Origin of the sequence: Kitasatospora sp. HPM-01-4 (assembly GCF_051374625.1) — a bacterium.
GTDB lineage: Bacteria > Actinomycetota > Actinomycetes > Streptomycetales > Streptomycetaceae > Kitasatospora.
The window spans coordinates 2,160,352-2,177,248 of the sequence record NZ_JBPQGP010000005.1 but is presented as its reverse complement, the minus strand read 5'-3'; the positions used below and the strand labels follow the sequence as shown (position 1 = coordinate 2,177,248).

The 16,897-nt window shown below is 70.9% G+C and carries 16 protein-coding genes; 11 read left to right on the top strand and 5 right to left on the bottom strand.

The window, feature by feature from the left end; translation table 11 throughout:
- Nucleotides 1-156 precede the first annotated feature (156 nt).
- Nucleotides 157-1,179: an ATP-binding protein gene (locus ACSMTC_RS09215; RefSeq protein WP_436559170.1), complete on the bottom strand. Its 1,023-nt coding sequence runs from the start codon at nucleotides 1,177-1,179 to the stop codon at nucleotides 157-159.
- Nucleotides 1,176-1,346: a hypothetical protein gene (locus ACSMTC_RS09210; RefSeq protein ID WP_436559169.1), complete on the bottom strand. Its 171-nt coding sequence runs from the start codon at nucleotides 1,344-1,346 to the stop codon at nucleotides 1,176-1,178. Before ACSMTC_RS09210 ends, ACSMTC_RS09215 begins: the two co-directional genes overlap by 4 nt.
- A gap of 223 nt (nucleotides 1,347-1,569) precedes the next feature.
- On the opposite strand from ACSMTC_RS09210, the gene ACSMTC_RS09205 reads away from it, so the two are divergent.
- The 3 genes from ACSMTC_RS09205 to ACSMTC_RS09195 are packed head-to-tail and all read left to right on the top strand — an operon-like array spanning nucleotide 1,570 to nucleotide 5,024.
- Nucleotides 1,570-3,189 carry a helix-turn-helix domain-containing protein gene (locus ACSMTC_RS09205; RefSeq protein ID WP_436559168.1) on the top strand — a complete coding sequence of 540 codons (1,620 nt, stop codon included), beginning with the start codon at nucleotides 1,570-1,572 and terminating at the stop codon, nucleotides 3,187-3,189.
- Nucleotides 3,190-3,238: 49 nt separating this feature from the next.
- Entirely contained in the window at nucleotides 3,239-4,420 is a 1,182-nt protein-coding gene (locus tag ACSMTC_RS09200) for a helix-turn-helix domain-containing protein (protein ID WP_436559167.1), read from the top strand.
- A gap of 43 nt (nucleotides 4,421-4,463) precedes the next feature.
- The gene (locus ACSMTC_RS09195) at nucleotides 4,464-5,024 is read left to right on the top strand and encodes a hypothetical protein (RefSeq protein ID WP_436559166.1); all 561 of its coding nucleotides are present in this window, start codon (nucleotides 4,464-4,466) and stop codon (nucleotides 5,022-5,024) included.
- A gap of 72 nt (nucleotides 5,025-5,096) precedes the next feature.
- On the opposite strand, the gene ACSMTC_RS09190 is transcribed toward ACSMTC_RS09195, so the two are convergent.
- From ACSMTC_RS09190 to ACSMTC_RS09180, 3 genes are read right to left on the bottom strand one after another with little or no spacing between them, the layout of a single operon-like run.
- Entirely contained in the window at nucleotides 5,097-5,288 is a 192-nt protein-coding gene (locus tag ACSMTC_RS09190) for a ferredoxin (RefSeq protein WP_436559165.1), read from the bottom strand.
- 31 nt (nucleotides 5,289-5,319) lie between these two features.
- A complete protein-coding gene (locus ACSMTC_RS09185; RefSeq protein WP_436559164.1) occupies nucleotides 5,320-6,540 on the bottom strand; it encodes a cytochrome P450 in 1,221 nt (406 codons plus the stop codon).
- A 44-nt stretch (nucleotides 6,541-6,584) separates the two neighbouring features.
- The gene (locus ACSMTC_RS09180; protein ID WP_436559163.1) at nucleotides 6,585-7,808 is read right to left on the bottom strand and encodes a cytochrome P450; all 1,224 of its coding nucleotides are present in this window, start codon (nucleotides 7,806-7,808) and stop codon (nucleotides 6,585-6,587) included.
- A 307-nt stretch (nucleotides 7,809-8,115) separates the two neighbouring features.
- On the opposite strand from ACSMTC_RS09180, the gene ACSMTC_RS09175 reads away from it, so the two are divergent.
- From ACSMTC_RS09175 to ACSMTC_RS09140, 8 genes are all read left to right on the top strand, one after another.
- A complete protein-coding gene (locus tag ACSMTC_RS09175) occupies nucleotides 8,116-9,048 on the top strand; it encodes a proline iminopeptidase-family hydrolase (protein ID WP_436559162.1) in 933 nt (310 codons plus the stop codon).
- A complete protein-coding gene (locus ACSMTC_RS09170; protein WP_436559161.1) occupies nucleotides 9,045-9,980 on the top strand; it encodes an ACP S-malonyltransferase in 936 nt (311 codons plus the stop codon). The genes ACSMTC_RS09175 and ACSMTC_RS09170 overlap by 4 nt, the downstream gene beginning before the upstream one ends.
- A 186-nt stretch (nucleotides 9,981-10,166) precedes the next feature.
- On the top strand, nucleotides 10,167-10,418 hold the full coding sequence (locus ACSMTC_RS09165; protein WP_436559160.1) for a phosphopantetheine-binding protein: 252 nt from the start codon (nucleotides 10,167-10,169) through the stop codon (nucleotides 10,416-10,418).
- Between the two features lie 31 nt (nucleotides 10,419-10,449).
- A complete protein-coding gene (locus ACSMTC_RS09160) occupies nucleotides 10,450-12,129 on the top strand; it encodes an AMP-binding protein (RefSeq protein ID WP_436559159.1) in 1,680 nt (559 codons plus the stop codon).
- On the top strand, nucleotides 12,126-13,658 hold the full coding sequence (locus ACSMTC_RS09155; RefSeq protein ID WP_436559158.1) for an AMP-binding protein: 1,533 nt from the start codon (nucleotides 12,126-12,128) through the stop codon (nucleotides 13,656-13,658). Before ACSMTC_RS09160 ends, ACSMTC_RS09155 begins: the two co-directional genes overlap by 4 nt.
- On the top strand, nucleotides 13,655-14,893 hold the full coding sequence (locus tag ACSMTC_RS09150; RefSeq protein ID WP_436559157.1) for a type III PLP-dependent enzyme domain-containing protein: 1,239 nt from the start codon (nucleotides 13,655-13,657) through the stop codon (nucleotides 14,891-14,893). Before ACSMTC_RS09155 ends, ACSMTC_RS09150 begins: the two co-directional genes overlap by 4 nt.
- Nucleotides 14,893-15,357, top strand: a complete 465-nt coding sequence (locus tag ACSMTC_RS09145) for a cobalamin B12-binding domain-containing protein (protein ID WP_436559156.1) — start codon at nucleotides 14,893-14,895, stop codon at nucleotides 15,355-15,357. The genes ACSMTC_RS09150 and ACSMTC_RS09145 overlap by 1 nt, the downstream gene beginning before the upstream one ends.
- Nucleotides 15,354-16,709 carry a methylaspartate mutase gene (locus ACSMTC_RS09140; RefSeq protein WP_436559155.1) on the top strand — a complete coding sequence of 452 codons (1,356 nt, stop codon included), beginning with the start codon at nucleotides 15,354-15,356 and terminating at the stop codon, nucleotides 16,707-16,709. The genes ACSMTC_RS09145 and ACSMTC_RS09140 overlap by 4 nt, the downstream gene beginning before the upstream one ends.
- Nucleotides 16,710-16,897: the final 188 nt, after the last annotated feature.

The following is a 16,897-nucleotide window of genomic DNA, read 5'->3' as shown; positions in this document are numbered from 1 at the left end:
GCACCGAGGGCGGAGAGCATCCCTCGCGCCCTGGTGTCGGAATGCCTGTGCTTGAACTAGCCGTCGTGGCTTCGGGGGTACGGCTGCGCGTCAGAGGCGGGGGCAACGCGGCGCGGGCCCTTCGGGGACTCGCGCCGCGTCCCGGCCGTGCGCCTCTCAGGCGGGACCGAACATGTGCTGAGTGGGCGGGTGCGGATGGGGGCACGAGGTGAACTCGGGGCCGAAGCAGCAGACGTGGGCCTTCGTCCAGGTCTCCAGATCGGTGGAGGGCCGCCCTAGGAGCTGCTCGGCCGTTCGGGTCGCTGGGGCGTCCCCCTCGGTACTGATCCGTCCCCACAAGCCGAGGACCTGCGCTGCGGCGTCGCGGCGCATCCCGTACTTGGCCAGGCTGGCCACGAAGTGCTCGTCCGTCTGGCGCGCGAACGTGATCGGCCGCCCACAGACCTCGCCGAGGACTGAGGCCCACTGGGCGCAGGTGGCCTGCGCGTGATGGCTCATCAGGGTCCCACTCAGATCGACTGAGTCGGGAGAGAGGATCTTGAGGCAGAACAGATCGGCGTCGTCGTCGCAGCTGATGTAGGAGAACGGGCGGTCGGCGTCGACGGGGAAGGTGAACGCCCCTGTCTCGGCGATCGACTGGCACTGGTAGAGGATGTTCTCCAGGAACATGGGCAGTTGGACGACGTCGAACGCGATCCCGGACTTCTCCAGGAGCGCTTCCAGCGCTGCCGCCTCGTCGGCCATCGTGCACTGCCCCGGGGCGAACTGGATGCCCACGGGCAGGGTCAGTGTGGCCAGGACCCGCTTTCCACGGTCGGTTGCCTGCGAGGTCCAGCAGCCGGCGGTTAGGTGGTCGACGATGAACAGGCCGCGTCCGTGCTCGGCATCGTCGTCGGCGGCGCGGAGTTCGGGGTGATCGCTGCTTCCGTCGAGCACGTCGAGGGTCAGCGCGTGCTCGCTGCGGCTGGCGTACAGGCCGAGGGTGACCAGCTGGCCGTTGCTGTAGGAGAACGCGTTGGTGAGCAGTTCGCTGACCAGCAGGGCCACGTCATCGGCCCGGTCGCCCAGTTCGAAGCCCCACGGCCGCAGGGTGGCGATCACGAGCCTACGGGCGAAGCCCACCGCGCCGTCGAACGGGGTCAGCGGCCAGGATGCTCCCAGGACGTCGTCGTCGGTCATGACTCGTTCTGCCCTTGGTCGTCGGCGGTGGCGGTGGGCTGCTCGGACTCGTCGGCGTCAGGCCACGCCCGCCAGTCGCCGGTCTCGTACCGGGGTCTGGCTTCACGGACGTGGTCGCCGCGGATGCGCTTGGGCGGGGGTGGACAGCTCGGGATGGGGCGATACACCGGATGCCTCCTGTGGATTCGAAGACCGTGGCCCTGATCGTGCGGCCGGGTCCTGCGAACCCGGTGCTACGTGCTGGGCTTACGACTTTCCCTGCGCGTCGGGACACCTTCCATGCCGGGAAGCGGTCGCTCGTATACGTGAGATGCATAGATCTCCGGGTCTGGGGCCAATTCGGTGACTATGCTTCAGATCACTCCCGGTAGCGGCCTGGTAGGAGGTTTCGTGCCCGGCTCTCTTTCGATCTCCGTGCGGCAGTGCCGTGTCTGCGGCACGCGCCTCGCCGCCGACAACCAGTCCGGACTGTGCTCGCCCTGCCAACACCAGTCCGGGGCCAGCGCCGCGCCTGAGGTGCCGGGCGACTTCTGGGACGCCGAGCCGCTGCGCAGGGCGCTGGCCGACCGGCACATGGGACAGGTCGTCCGCGCCTATCGCCAGCACCCCTTCCATCGAGCCGAGTTCGGACGGCGAGGCATCCCGCAGAGCAACGTCGGTGACTGGCTCGTCCTCACCCAGGCCCAGGTGAGCCGGATGGAGTCGGGCAGCCCGCCACGGAACCTCGACACCCTCATCCACATCGCCCGCGCCTTACGCATCCCACCCGACCGACTCTGGTTCACACTCCCCCAGGACCAGCCGGCCGCGTCAGAAACGCGGCACCTGCCACGCCGGGACGGGCATCCGGACCCGGCAGTGCGGGCCAGCCAGGAAGCCTGGCGAACCGTGCGGCGGCGCCTGAACGCGGACCGCGCGGCGCCGGCCGAGGCAGCGATCCAGCTCTATGAACCGGCCCTGCGCATCGAGTCGACCGCACTGCTCGCGCCGCCAGCCTGGCTGGCCCCCGAGCCGGTCCCGCTGGAGCGGGTGGCCCTGCAATGGGATCCCTCACCGGTCGCTCCGATCCTGGACGGCACCGCCCACGAGGGCCTCGCGACGCGCCCCCTGCGGCTCCCGGACCAGCGCTTCGACCGTTACACCCTGGCCGTGCGCTACCTCGACTCACCGACGCTGTTCGAGAACCGACCCAGCTACCGCCTCACAGGCGTCCACTGGGGCGGCAACGGCACCGGAGAGCTTCGCTTCTCCCTGTCGACCTACTTCGACAAGCTTGACCTGTGCGAGGCGATCGGCCACGAGTTCGCTACCGCAGCCGAGATCGGCAGCGACCGCCCCCGCTGGGGCCAACTGGCCCTGCGCCGCGCCGTCGGCGACCCCTTCGATCTGCACATCCGTCCGATGATCCCCGCTATCACCACCCTGCTGCTGCGCAGGCGCGCGGACGGCAATGCGACGTTCTTCCTGCACTGGCGCGACCCCGGCCGTGTCGCCACCGCCGGCGGCCTCTACGACGCCATCCCCGCAGGCGAGTTCCAACCCAGCAGCGTCCTCGCCCAGCCCGACGGCCCCGACTTCGACCTGTGGCGCAACATCGTCCGCGAACTCAACGAAGAACTCCTTGGTGCACCCGAGTTCGACGGCAGCGCCGGCCAGCCCCTCGACTACGAACGCTGGGCCCTCTACCGCGCGCTCCAACGCGGTCGCGAGACCGGCGCTGTGCGCACTTACTGCTTCGGGGTCGGCTGCGACGCCTTGACGCTTGCCACCACCATCCCGAGCGCCCTCGTCATCGACGACGGAGTCTTCGACGAACTGTTCGGAGACATCGCCCTACACAACGCCGAAGGCGTCACCGTCGCGGCCTTGTCCGAACAGCAGTCAGCAACAGGAATCCCCTTCACCGAACGAAACATCACACGATTCCTCAGAACCGAGCCTCTCGCCCCGCCCGGCGCGGCATGCTTGGCCCTGGCCTGGAAACACCGCCGCCTGCTGCTCGCACCCTAGCCAGGCCCGTGCGAGCCGCGGCGGCCGAGTACACGCAAGGAGCGCCGTGGTGGCGACCGCAGGACCGACGCGCACCGAGGATGACCCTGCTGCCAGCCGCGACGCCTGGCTGCGCACCCGCACCTACCTCAACGCCCACCGGCACGAACTGACCGACGCCGCACTACGAGACTTCAAGCCCGAGGACTTCATCCCCGGCACCCGCCTGCTCACCCGTCCCGGCTGGATCCCGGACCACCCCGTACCGCTGGAGGGCGTCCGACTCGCCTGGTCACCCGAGGCACCGGCCACGCCCATCAGTGGCGACGCCGCCGAACTCGACCACATCCGGCCGCTCGGTGACGACGGTACCCCCTACCGGCGCTACGCCGACGCCGTCGAGCGCCTGGCCCGGCCACGCCTCTTCGAGAACCGCGCCTGCTACCGCCTCCTCGACGTGGGCGGTAGTGCCGACCGTCCCAGCCTGACCTTCGGCGTGGGCGCGTACTTCGACGTGATCGACATCTGCGAGGCCGCAGCCCACGAGTTCACGGCCTCCCACCTCGACGGCCAGGCCATCGAAGCCGCGACGACACCATTCCGGACTGCCGTCGGTGACCCGACCGACCTGGCCCGTCGGCCCGTCATGGCCGCCACCAGCACCATGACGATCCGCCTCGACCGAGCCACCGGCGACGCCGAGTTCGTCCTCCACTGGCGCGACCCGGCCAAGGTCGCCAGTGGCGGCGGCCTCTACCAGGTGATGCCGGTCGGCATGTTCCAGCCCTCCCACGACGCCCCCTGGAACCAGGCCAACGACTTCGACCTGTGGCGGTCCATCAGCCGCGAGCTGAGCGAGGAACTCCTCGGCAGCACCGAGGACTACGGCAGCGGCGCCCATCCCATCGACTACAACTCCTGGGACTTCCACCGAGACCTCGGGTACGCCAGGGAACAGGGCCGGCTCCGGGTCTTCTGGCTGGGCCTGGGCATGGACCCCCTCACCTACGTCACCGACATGCTCGCCGTCGCCGTTTTCGACGCCGACCTCTTCGACCGGACCTTCCAGCGCCTCGTCGCCACCAACGACGAAGGGCACCGCGTCGAACTCGAAGACGGGACCGGCCGCGCCTCCGGCATCCCCTTCCGTGCCGACCAGATCATGCGCCTCACTCACGACGAACCCATGCAACCCGCCGGCGCAGCCCTCCTCCACCTGGCCTGGAAGCACCGCGCCCAGCTGCTGCGCTGACTTCCGTCGGAGATGTGCGCCTCGGTCGCCGGCTATGGAAGGGGTGGGAATAGTCCACCCCTTCCATAGCCGCCTGGCGGAGCTGTACGACGCGGTCGCCGTGCCCACCATCACCACCCACGAGCCGGTTCTCCGTGCGGCACCGGACCTCGACGACGCATGGTGGGACGGCCTCGCCGGAGCGCTCGACGCCATCGCCACGGTGCCCAGCAAGCGAGTAGCGGTCCGCCAGGAGTACCTCGACCGCGCCATGCCCGAGTACCTGGGCGTCCGTATCGACACCGTCGTCCCCGCCTGGACAACTGCCCACGGCGACCTGCACTGGGCCAACCTCACCGGCCCGACACTCACCGTGCTCGACTGGGAAGGCCGGGGCCTGGCACCCGCGGGCTATGACGCGGCACTTCTCCACGCCTACAGCCTCCTCGTCCCCGACACCGCCGCCGAGGTCCGGCAGCGGCTCGGTCACATCCTTGACACCCCCTCCGGGAGGTTCGCGGAACTCGTGGTCATCACCGAGTTGCTGCAGACGGTCGGCCGAGGCGACAACCTCGAACTGGAGGAACCGCTGCGCTCGCGGCTCGCCTGCCTGACGGAGACCTGAAGTGGTAACCCGTCCAACAGCTGCGCGACCGGCTCGAGTTCCTTGACCGGGAGCTACACCGTTCCGAGCACATCAGTCGGTGACCTGGATCAGCCGGACCGGGCAGAGCGAGGCGGTCTGCCGGACCTTGGCGTGCAGGTCCTCGGACGGCTCGGGCTGGAGCAGCATCACGATGCCGTCGTCGTCCTGGTCGAAGACCTCGGGGGCGAGCATGACGCACTGGCCGGCCGACACGCACCGGTCGGAGTCGATGCTGACACGCATGGGAGGGGACCTCGCTTCGCTGAGTGGGTGGTCACCAGGTGACGGGGAGTTGGTGGATGCCGTAGACCATGGCCTCGTCCTTGAACTTCAACTCGCTCATCGGGGTGGCGAGTTCGAGCCCGGGGATGCGCTTGAACAGGGTGCCGTAGACGATTTCGAGTTCGATCCGGGCGAGGTTCTGGCCGATGCACTGGTGGATGCCGTAGCCGAAGGCGAGGTGGCTGCGGGCGTCCTCGCGCCGGATGTCGAGGGTGTCGGGGTCGGGGAAGACGCTCTCGTCGTGGTTGGCGGAGTTGTTGAGCGGCAGGATGCCCTCGCCGGCGCGGATGGTGACGCCGCCGATCTCGATGTCCTCCAGTGCGACCCGGGCGGTGCCGGAGTCGGAGATGCTGAAGAAGCGCAGCAGTTCCTCCACCGCGCCGGGCAGCAGCTCCCAGTCCTGCCTGATCGCGTCCAGCTGCTCCGGGTGCTCCAGCAGGGCGAGCACGCCGAGCGAGATCATGTTGGCGGTGGTCTCGTGACCGCCGACCAGCATCAGCCGGGCCATGGTGACGATGTCGGCGTGGTCGGCGATCTGCTCCTCGCGGTTCTTCTCGATGAACCGGCTGATCAGGTCGTCCCCGGGCTCCTTCTCCTTGGCGGTGATCAGCTCGTCCAGGTAGGTGTCCAGGCCGACCACGGCCGCGCCGTACTCCTCCGGGCTGATGTCGTGGTTCATCATCAGCGCCGACCACTCCTCGAACCGGGCGTGGTCCTCGTAGGGGACGCCGAGCAGTTCGCAGATCACCAGGGAGGGCACCGCCAGCGCGAGCGCGGTGACCAGGTCGACCGGGCCGCCCTGGGCCAGCATCGCGTCGATCCGGGCGTCCACGATCTCCTGGATCCGGGGGCGCATGGCGCGCATCCGCCGGGCGGTGAACTCGGGTATCAGATAGCGCCGCTGGGCGGTGTGCTCCGGTGGGTCCATCGAGAGCAGCATGAGGCGGACCTCGCGCAGCATCTCCTCGGGGATGGGGAACTGGTGCGGGTAGCCCGGCAGTTTGAGGTTGGAGCTCACCCGGGAGTCGCCGAGCACCGCCTTGACGTGCTCGTGGGTGGTGACCAGCCAGGCGGGCCTGCCAGTGACCTTGACGGTGGCCTGGGAGACCGGCGCACTCGCGCGGAGCCCGGTGTACTTCTCGGGCGGGCTGAACGGGCAGGTACGGGTCATCGGGAAGTCCGGCAACTGGGCGGCCGGGTGGTCCTGGGTCATGGTGGCCCTCTCGGAATCGGTTCGGCTTCGGGGAGGTGCGCCGGTCACCAGGTGACGGGCAGCTCGTACATGCCGTAGACGATGGCGTCGTCCTTGAACCTCAACTCGTCCATGGGAGTGGCGAGTTTGAGGCCAGGGATGCGCTTGAACAGGGTGTCGTAGACGATTTCGAGTTCGATCCGGGCGAGGTTCTGGCCGATGCACTGGTGGATGCCGTAGCCGAAGGCGAGGTGGCTGCGGGCCTCGCGGTGGATGTCGAGGGTGTCGGGGTCGGGGAAGACGCTCTCGTCGTGGTTGGCCGAGTTGTTGAGCGGCAGGATGCCCTCGCCGGCGCGGATGGTGACCCCGTCGATCTCGATGTCCTCCAGCGCGACCCGGGCGGTGCCGGAGTCGGAGATGCTGAAGAAGCGCAGCAGTTCCTCGACCGCCCGGGGCATCAGAGCGGGGTCGGCCTGGACGGCGGCGAGCTGGTCCGGGTGCTCCAGCAGGGCCAGGGTGCCCAGGGCGATCATGTTGGCGGTGGTCTCGTGGCCGGTGACCAGCATCAGCCGGGCCATGCTCACGATGTCGGCGTGCTCGACGGTCGGCTCGGCGCGGTTCGCCGCGATCAGCCGGCTGATCATGTCATCGCCCGGGACGGTCTCCTTGGCGGTGACCAACTGGTCGACGTACTGGTCGAGTTCGTAGTGCGCCCGGCCCCGCTCCTCGTCGCTGATGTCACGGTTCATGATCTGGCCGGCCCAGATCTCGAACTGGGGGTGGGCCTCGTAGGGGACGCCCAGCAGCTCGCAGATCACCAGGGAGGGCACCGGCAGCGCGAGCGCGGTGACCAGGTCGACCGGGCCGCCCTCGGCGAGCATCGCGTCGATCCGCTGGTCCACGATCTCCTGGATCCGCGGCCGCAGCGCGCGCATCTGGCGCAGGCTGAACTCAGGTGCCAGCAGCCGGCGCTGGACGGTGTGCTCGGGCTGGTCCATGGACAGGAAGGTGAGCGGGACGGCCTGCAGCATCTCCTCGGGCACCGGCACCTGGAGCGGGTAGCCGGGCAGCTTGAGGTTGGCGCTCACCCGGGAGTCGCCGAGGATCCGCTTCATGTGCTCGTACGTGCTGACCAGCCAGGTGGGCTTGCCGTTCACCTTGAGCACCGCGCGGGAGACCGGCTCGCTCTCGCGCAGCCTGGCGTACTCGGCCGGCGGGCTGAACGGGCAGGAGCGCGGCATCGGGAAGGCCGGCGGCTGGGTGGCCGGGTGGCCGGCAGTCTGGGTCATGGTGCCTCTCGGGCTCGTCGGACTCGACTCGAACTCGCATACGTCGTACGCGCGAGCACGCTGACCGGGTACGTGGAGCCGGCATCGGCGCGGCGCATTCGACCGCCCTTGGGACGTTAGGCACCCCGATCGCCCGATCACACCCCCTGCCGACCCCTACCGTCCACCGGCGGCGGGAGCAGCCGGAACGCCCGATCCGCCCCCTGTTCCGCTAGGGGCCGCTAGGGGTCCAGTCGGGCCATGACAGCGGGCTAGCGTCGGGACCGGATCAGCGCCCCGAACACGTCTGTCGACTGAGGTGGTTACCGTGCCCCTGGAGCCCAGTGCGAAGGGAACCGTCCCGTTCGGGGAGTACCGGACCTGGTACCGGATCACCGGCGAACCGCATCGGGGCAGACCCGCCCTGGTGGTGGTGCACGGCGGCCCCGGCAGCACCCACGACTACCTGCTGCAGCTGACCGAACTCGCCGACCTGGGCTGGCCGGTGGTCCACTACGACCAGCTCGGCAACGGCGGCTCGACCCATCTGCCCGACAAGGGAGCCGACTTCTGGACGGTGGACCTCTTCGCCGCCGAACTGGACAACCTGCTGGACAAGTTGGGCATCGCCGACGACTACGTGCTGTTCGGGCAGTCCTGGGGCGGGCTGCTCGCCGCCAGGCACGCGATGAACCGGCCGGCCGGACTGCGCGGCCTGGTGGTGGCCAACTCGCCCGCCTCGTACCCGCTCTGGCTCAGCGAGATGGCGGTACTGCGGGCGCAGCTGCCGCCGGAGGTCCAGCAGACCCTGCTGCGGCACGAGGCGGCCGAGACCTATGACTCGCCCGAGTACCTGGCCGCGATGCGGGTGTTCTACGACCGCCATGTCTGCCGGATCCTGCCCTGGCCGAGGGACTTCCTCTCCTCCTTCATGGAGATCTACAACGACCCGACCGTGTACTACACGATGAACGGGCCGAACGAGTTCCATGTGATCGGCACCCTGAAGGACTGGTCGATCATCGACGAGCTGGACACCATCCGGACGCCGACGCTGCTGATCAGCGGAAGGCACGACGAGGCCACGCCGGTGACGATGCAGCCCTACTTCGACCGCATCCCCGAGGTGCGGTGGGAGATGTTCGAGGAATCCAGCCACTGTCCTCACCTGGAGGAACCGGAGCGGTTCACCGAGGTGATGGCCGCCTTTCTGAAAGAACTAGCGGGGCCTGAGAAGCCCTTGGGGGAACGCCAGTCATGACGGACAGGACCGCGGTCGTCTTCCCCGGCATGGGGCCCTCCTCCTTCGGTGACGTCGGCCGGTTCATGGTGGCGAACCGGCACGCCAGGGAGCTGGTCGCCGTCGCCGACGAGGTGCTCGGCTACTCCCTGGTGGACGCCTTCCGCGAGGCCGAGGGCGACTACTCCGAGGCGGCGCAGGTCGCCTTCATGGTCAACTGCCTGGCCTGCGCCCGCTGGGCCGAGGACGCCCTCGGCATCGCACCGGAGGCGGTCCTCGGGCCGAGCTTCGGCGAGAAGGCGGCGGTCGCCTACGCCCAGGCGCTGCCGCTGCCCGAGGCCATCCGGATGACCGCCGAACTCGCCCGCTGCATGGACGACTTCTTCAGCCGCGAGCACACCGACATCGTGGTGCTCTCCTTCGTCCGCACCCCGGCGGAGCGGCTGGCCGAGATCCTGGCCGAGCTGGACGCGCAGGGCGAGTGGCACGACATCTCCTGCCACATCGACGAGGGCTTCTTCATGCTCTCGCTGCGCGAGGGGCGGGTGGAGTGGATGCAGCAGCGGCTGCGCGCCATCGGCGGGATGCCGCTCTACACCATGCGCCCGCCGCTGCACTCGGCCGCCTTCGCCGGGCTGCGGGAGAAGGCCGAGCGCGAGGTGCTGTCCACGCTCCGCTTCACCGACCCCAAGCTGCCGGTGGTGGCCGACCAGGACGGTGCGCTGCTCACCACGGCCGCCGAGGTCGAGACGATGCTGCTGGACAGCATCGTCCGGCCGCTGCACTGGCCGGACGCGGTGGCCGGGCTCAAGCGCTTCGGCGTCGGACGGGTCTGCGTGGCGGGTCCGGACGCCCTGTTCGGCCGGGTCCCGTGCACCACGAGCAACTTCGAGGTCATCCCGGCCAACCCCCGGCTGGCGATGACGCCCCGGCGCCGGACCGCCGCCGCCTGAACCGCACCGCACCGGCCCGCCGCCTGAACCGCGCCACACCGGGCCGGCCTACCGCCGGCCACGCCACACCGGGCCGGCCCACCGCCGGCCACACCGCACCGCACCGGCCCGCCGCCCGAACCGCACCGGGCGGATCCGCCGCCCGAGCACACCGCACACCGTGCACCCCGACGAGAAGGAGTCATCATGTGGGACGAGAAGTTCGAAAGGATCCTGCGCGGGTTCCTCCCCTTCCTGCCCCCGGGGGAGCAGCTGGAGAGCGACACGCAGCTGCGTGAGCTGGGCCTGGACTCGCTCGGCACCATCGAGCTGCTGGGCAACCTGGAGAACGCCTATGACGTGCGCTTCCTGGACGACGCGCTGACCCTGGAGACCTTCGAGACCCCCGGCGTGCTCTGGAAGACCCTGGCCGGTCTGCTGCCGGGCGCCCTGGGCTGACCGGGGAGAGGGACACGAAGAGGCCACCACGATGGACGACACCGTGGATGTCGCGCTGACCGGGCGCTTCCTGCGCGGACTCGCCAAGTCGGCGGACCGGCCGGCGCTTTCGGCCGGCGGTACCACCCTGACCTACCGGGAACTGCACGAGCGGGCGCTGCTGCTGGCCGGTTCGCTGCTGGCGGGGCTGCCCTCGCGGCCGGCGGCGATCGGTGTGCTGGCGGGCAAGGGCCCCTCGGCGTACGTGGCGGTGCTGGCCGGTCTGTACACCGGGATCACGATGGTCCCGCTGCAACCGTCCTTCCCCGCCGCCCGCACCCGGCAGATGATCGAGGCGAGCCGGGTCGGGGCGCTGATCGCCGACGACGACTCGCTGCCGGCCCTCGCCCGGCTGAGGGACGAGGGTGTCGACCTCCCGGTGCTCTTCCCGCCGTCCGGCCAGCCGATGCCGGCCGTGCCGGTGGACGCGGCCAGCGCGCTCGCCGAGCCGGTGGCGGTGCGCGGCGAGGACACCGCCTACGTCCTGTTCACCTCGGGCTCGACCGGACGGCCCAAGGGCGTGCCGGTCACCCATGCGAACACCCACCACTACTTCGGCCTGCTCGACGAGCGGTACGACTTCGGCCCCGAGGACGTGTTCTCGCAGAACTTCGACCTCAACTTCGACTGCGCGATGTTCGACCTGTTCTGCGCCTGGGGCGCCGGCGGCACACTGACCGTGCCGCCGCCGCAGGCCTGGCGGGACATGCCGCAGTTCATCGAGGCCAACCGGCTGACCGTCTGGTTCTCCACCCCCAGCGCCATCGCGCTGATCCGGCGGATGGGGGGCCTGACGCCCGGTGCCATGCCGTCGCTGCGCTGGAGCTTCTTCGCGGGCGAGGCGCTGAGCTGCCAGGACGCGGGTGACTGGCTGGTCGCGGCGGCCGACTCGACGCTGGAGAACCTGTACGGGCCGACCGAGCTGACGATCACCGTCGCCGCCCACCGCTGGGCGGGCGAGGACGGGCTCAACGGCATGGTGCCGATCGGCTCGGTGCACGGCGGGCACGACGTCCTGCTGGTCGGCGCCGGCGGGCAGGACAGCCCGGCCGAAGGCGAACTGTGCATCGCCGGGCCCCAGTTGACCGCCGGGTACCTGGATCCGGGTGACGACGTGGGCCGGTTCTTCGACCGGGACGGCCGGCGCTTCTACCGCACCGGGGACCGGGTCCGCCGGGCGGACGGCGGTGAACTGCACTACCTGGGCCGCAACGACGCGCAGGTCCAGGTGCTCGGGGTGCGGGTCGAACTGGCCGAGGTGGACGCCGCGGTGCGCACCTGCCCCGGGGTGCAGGACGCGGTCACCGTGGCGGTCCCGGCGGGCGGGTCGGTGGAGCTGGTGGTGTACTACACCGGCGAGGCCGTCCCACCGGCCCGGCTGGCCGCCGAGGCGAGGAAGTCGCTGCCGGTCGCGATCGTCCCCAAGCGCTACGTCCGTCTCGACGAGTTCCCGCTGAACCCGAACCGGAAGATCGACCGCAAGCAGCTCGCACTCCGGGCCGCGACGCCGGAGAGTCACCGGCTCGCCCCGGGGCACGCCGATCCGACGCCGACGCCGACGCCCTCCGCTCCCGCCGGGTCATCGGTGGCCGGCGGCCCGTCGCCTTCGGCACGCCCTTCGACCCCATCCGATCGAGAGCCCGACGATGAAAAGGACCGTGGGACGCCGTGATTGGTAACCCGATACCGGAGGCCAGGACCGCCGCGCTGGTGCACCAGGTGCTGGACGAGGCGACGGCCGAGGCCGCACCCGGCGCCGTCGCGGTCGGCGACCGGGCCGGGCGCTGGACGTACTCGGAGCTGAGCGAGTACAGCCACGCCGTCGACGCCTGGCTGGAGTCCTGCGGGGTGGGCCTGGGCGACCGGGTGCTGGTGCAACTGCCGAGCACCCGCGAGCTGGTGGCGCTGTTCTACGGCACGGCCCGGCGCGGCGCGGTCCTCGTGCCGCTGAACCCGGGCATGAAGGAGTACCACCTGCGCTCGGTGCTCGCCAACGCCGAACCCCGGCTGGTGATCGCCACCGACGCCGCGGCGGCCGGGATCGGCGGGATCTCGCCGGTCCCGGTGCTGGGCTTCGGCGAGCTCTGGCCCGAGGTGAGCGCACTGCGCAACGCGGCCGCGCGCGCCTCGACGGCCGAGGTCGACCCCGACGACGTGGCCGTCCTGGTCTACACCTCGGGCAGCACCGCCGCGCCCAAGGGCGTGATCTGCCCGCACCGCCAGATGGTCTTCGCCTCCGAGGCGATCAACCGGGAACTCGGCTACCGCCCCGACGACGTGGTGTTCTGCCGGTTCCCGATCTCCTGGGACTACGGGCTCTACAAGATCCTGCTGGCCGCGCTAGGCCGCAGCGAACTGGTGCTGGCCGACGGCGACTCGGACCTGGTGCTGCTGAAGCGGATCCGCGAGTCCGGGGCGACCGTGGTGCCGATCGTGCCGTCGCTGGCCGCGATGATCTGCGCCCTGGCCGAGCGCGACCCGGCCCCCGAGAGCTCGAAGGTCCGGATGTTCACCAACACCGGTGCCGCCCTGCCCAAGACCACGGTGGACGCGCTGCGCACGGCGTTCCCCGGCGCCGAGGTGATCCGCCAGTTCGGCCAGACCGAGTGCAAGCGCATTTCCGTGCTGCCACCGGAGTTCGAGGACAGCAAGCCCACCTCGGTCGGCCGTCCGCTGCCGGGCACCAGGGTGCTCATCCTCGACGAGGCGGGCATGGAGCTGCCCATCGGTGAGACCGGCGAGATCGTGGTCGAGGGCCCGCATGTGATGCCCGGCTACTGGCGGGCGCCCGAGCTCACCGCCAAGGCCTTCCGGACGGACCCGGTGAGCGGGCAACGGCGCCTGCACACCGGCGACTTCGGCAGCATGGACGAGGACGGCTTCCTCTACTACGAGGGCCGCCGGGACGACATGTTCAAGCGCAAGGGCGTGCGGATGAGCACGATCGAGATCGAGGCGGCCGCGATGGACATCCCCGGTGTCCAGGCCGCCGCCGTACTGCCGCCGTCCGAGGACCGGGACCTCGCGGTGTGCGTGGTGGGCGACCTGCCGCCGCACACCGTGCTGCGCGAGCTGTCGCTGCGGCTGGAGCCGGCCAAGGTGCCGGGCCTGTGCCAGACCGTCGACGAGCTGCCGCTCACCCTGCACGGCAAGCACGACCGCAGGAAGCTCGCCACACTCTTCGAAGGGACCACCCCGTGACCGGCTACGCCGAGCTTGCCAAGCGCTTCGGCACCCCGTCCTACGTCTACGACCTCGACCGCGTCGCGGCGGCCCGGCGGGACCTGCTCGCCGCGCTGCCCGAGCAGGTCGAGCTGTTCTACGCGGCCAAGGCCAACCCGCACCCCGAGCTGCTGCGCGAGCTGCGCGGCGGTGAGGGCCGACGCTGCCGGGCGGAGATCAGCTCGACCGGTGAGCTCGCGGCCGTGCTGGGCGCGGGCTTCCCCGCCACCGACATCCTCTACACCGGCCCCGGCAAGACCGAGGGGGAGCTGACCGAGGCGCTGACCGCCGGGGTCCGGCTGTTCTCGGTCGAGTCGCTCGGCGACCTGCGCAACATCGGCGCGGTCGCCTCCCGGCTGGGTGTGGTCGCCGACTGCCTGCTGCGGGTCAACAGCGCCAGTGCCAGCGCGACCTCCAGCATCCGGATGACCGGCCTGCCCTCCCAGTTCGGCTTCGACAGCGAGACGCTGCCCGAGCTGCGGGACCGGCTGCTGGACGTGCCCGGGACCGAGGTGGCGGGCGCGCACTTCTTCCCGCTCAGCAACGCCAAGGACGAGGACAGCCTGATCGGCGAGTTCCGGCACACCATCGAGGTGGCCGCCCGGCTGCAGGCCGAGCTCGACGTGCCGTTCCGCTTCGTCGACATCGGCGGTGGCTTCGCGGCGCCGTACGCGGTCACCGGGAACCGGCCCCGCTACGGTGCGCTGCGCGCCGCGCTGGAGGACTCGCTGGACGAGCACTTCCCCGGCTGGCGCGGCGGAGAGGTGCGGATCGCCTGCGAGTCGGGGCGCTACCTGGCCGGCGACAGCGGCACGCTGCTGGTCGGCGTGGTCAACCTCAAGGAGAGCCGGGGCCGCCGCTTCGTGATCCTGGACGGCGGTATCAACACCTTCGGCGGCATGTCGGGCCTGGGCCGGATCCTCCCGGTCTCGGTGCGCCCGTACGACGAGGGCGCCCCGTACGAGCAGATCGCCAGCCTGGTCGGCCCGCTCTGCACCCCCGGCGACGTGCTCGGCCGCGACGTCGAACTGCCCGCGCTGGCACCAGGCGACACCATCGCCATCCCCAACGCCGGTGCCTACGGCCCGACCGCCAGCCTGCTGATGTTCCTCGGCCGGCCGGCGCCGACCGAGATCGTGGTCCGGGGCGAGGAGCTGGTCTCGGTCTCCCGGATCCGGCACGTCCGCGACTACGAGCCGGCCCAGGAGCTGTGATGACGCTGCCCGCACAGCAGGAGAGGCCCGCCGTCGCCAGGCGGGGCGCGACCGTCATCGTCGCCGGGGGCACCTCCGACTCGCACACCTGGAACCTGGTCTTCCTGCAACTGCTGCTGGAGGAAATGGGGTTCGACGTGGTCAACCTCGGTCCGTGCGTGCCCGCCGACCTGCTGATCGCCGAGAGCCTGGCCCACCGGCCGGCCCTGCTGGTGGTCAGCAGCGTCAACGGACACGGCTTCCAGGACGGCATCCGGATGATCAGCAAGCTGCGCGAGCGCCCCGAGCTGACGGCGACTCCCGCGGTGATCGGCGGCAAGCTCGGGATCTCGGGCGCGCAGAGCGCCGAGCAGCTGGCCGAGCTGATCGCCGCCGGCTACGACGCGGTCTTCGACGACGGAGCGGAGGGGATCGCGTCCTTCCAGCGGCTGCTCGACTCGCTCCCGCAGCGGGTCCTGGCGTGAGCGGCACCGGGTTCGGCGCGTTCGTGCGCCGGGCGCACCAGGCGGGCGAACTCGTGGTGCAGCCCCGGATGGGCATGAGCGAGCCGGCCCGGATGCGGGCCGGCCTGGCCGCCACCAGGGCCGCCGCCGGGCGGACGGTCGGCACCATCACCCTGGACAGCTACACCCGGGTGGGCGACCTGGAGTCGGCCGAACTCGCCCTGCTGGAAGGCGTGTCGCTCAACGGCTACCCGATCGTCAGCCACGACGTGGCCACCACCAGGCAGGTGCTGGACGGCATCCACGGCCCGGACTTCCCGGTCCAGGTCCGGCACGGGTCGGCCGCCCCGCTGGACATCTTCCGGGCGCTGATGACGGTCGGCCTGGACGCCTCGGAGGGCGGCCCGGTCTCCTACTGCCTGCCGTACGGGCGGATCCCGCTGCACCAGTCGGTGGACAACTGGTCGCGCTCCTGCGAGCTGTTCGCCCGGCTGCGCGACCTGGGCCGGGAGCCGCACCTGGAGACCTTCGGCGGCTGCATGCTCGGCCAGCTCTGCCCGCCCAGCCAGCTGGTGGCGATCAGCGCACTCGAGGCGCTCTTCTTCCACCAGCACGGACTGCGTTCCATCTCGGCCAGCTACGCCCAGCAGACGCACCCGCAGCAGGACGTGGAGGCCGTGTTCGCGCTGCGCCGGCTGTGCGCGGAGCTGCTGCCCGACACGGACTGGCACGTCGTCATCTACGCCTACATGGGCGTCTACCCGACGTCGCCCGAGGGCGCGTTGGGACTGCTCGGACGGGCGGCCGAGCTGGCCGCCGCGACCGGCTCCGAGCGGCTGATCGTGAAGACCGTCGCGGAGTCCGTGCGGATCCCGACGGTGGAGGAGAACGTCGGCGCGCTGGAGCACGCGGCGGCGACCGCGGCCCGTACCCGGCGGGTCGCCGACGACGGCGGCGAGACGCAGACCTACGCCGAGGCCGCGGCGCTGGTCTCCGCGGTGCTGAACCTGGACCCGGACGTCGGGCAGGCGATGCTGCTGGCCTTCCAGCGCGGATACCTGGACATCCCGTACTGCCTGCACCCGGACAACCAGGGGCGCACCCGCAGCTACCTGGACGGGGAGGGCCGGCTGCGCTGGGCGGACATCGGCCGGCTGCCGCTGACCGGAGTGGTCCAGGCCGGGGAGTCCCACACGGTCACCTCCGGCGAACTGCTGGAGTCGCTGTCGTACATCCGCCGGAAGTTCGACTCCGCGGCGATCGAAGGCACACCGGGCCGCGCTCTGTCCGAGGACGCGGACGGCGCTTCGGCGGACACCGGGAGAGCCTCCGGCGCTGCGCAGAGCGGTGCGGTCAGCCCCGCGCCTCCCTAACGGCCCCCACCGAACCCGTACCGGCCCCGCGCGGGGGAGACCGGGGGAGCGACTCCGCACCCTCGTGACCAGCCCCTCGCGCGGTTCCCCCCTGCCCCGAGGCCGCCGCCCGGCCGGGGCACTGCCTCGAACCCGGGCCGCCGCCCGGGCCTTCGGGGCGCTGCCGTCAACTGCCCGACCGTACGTTG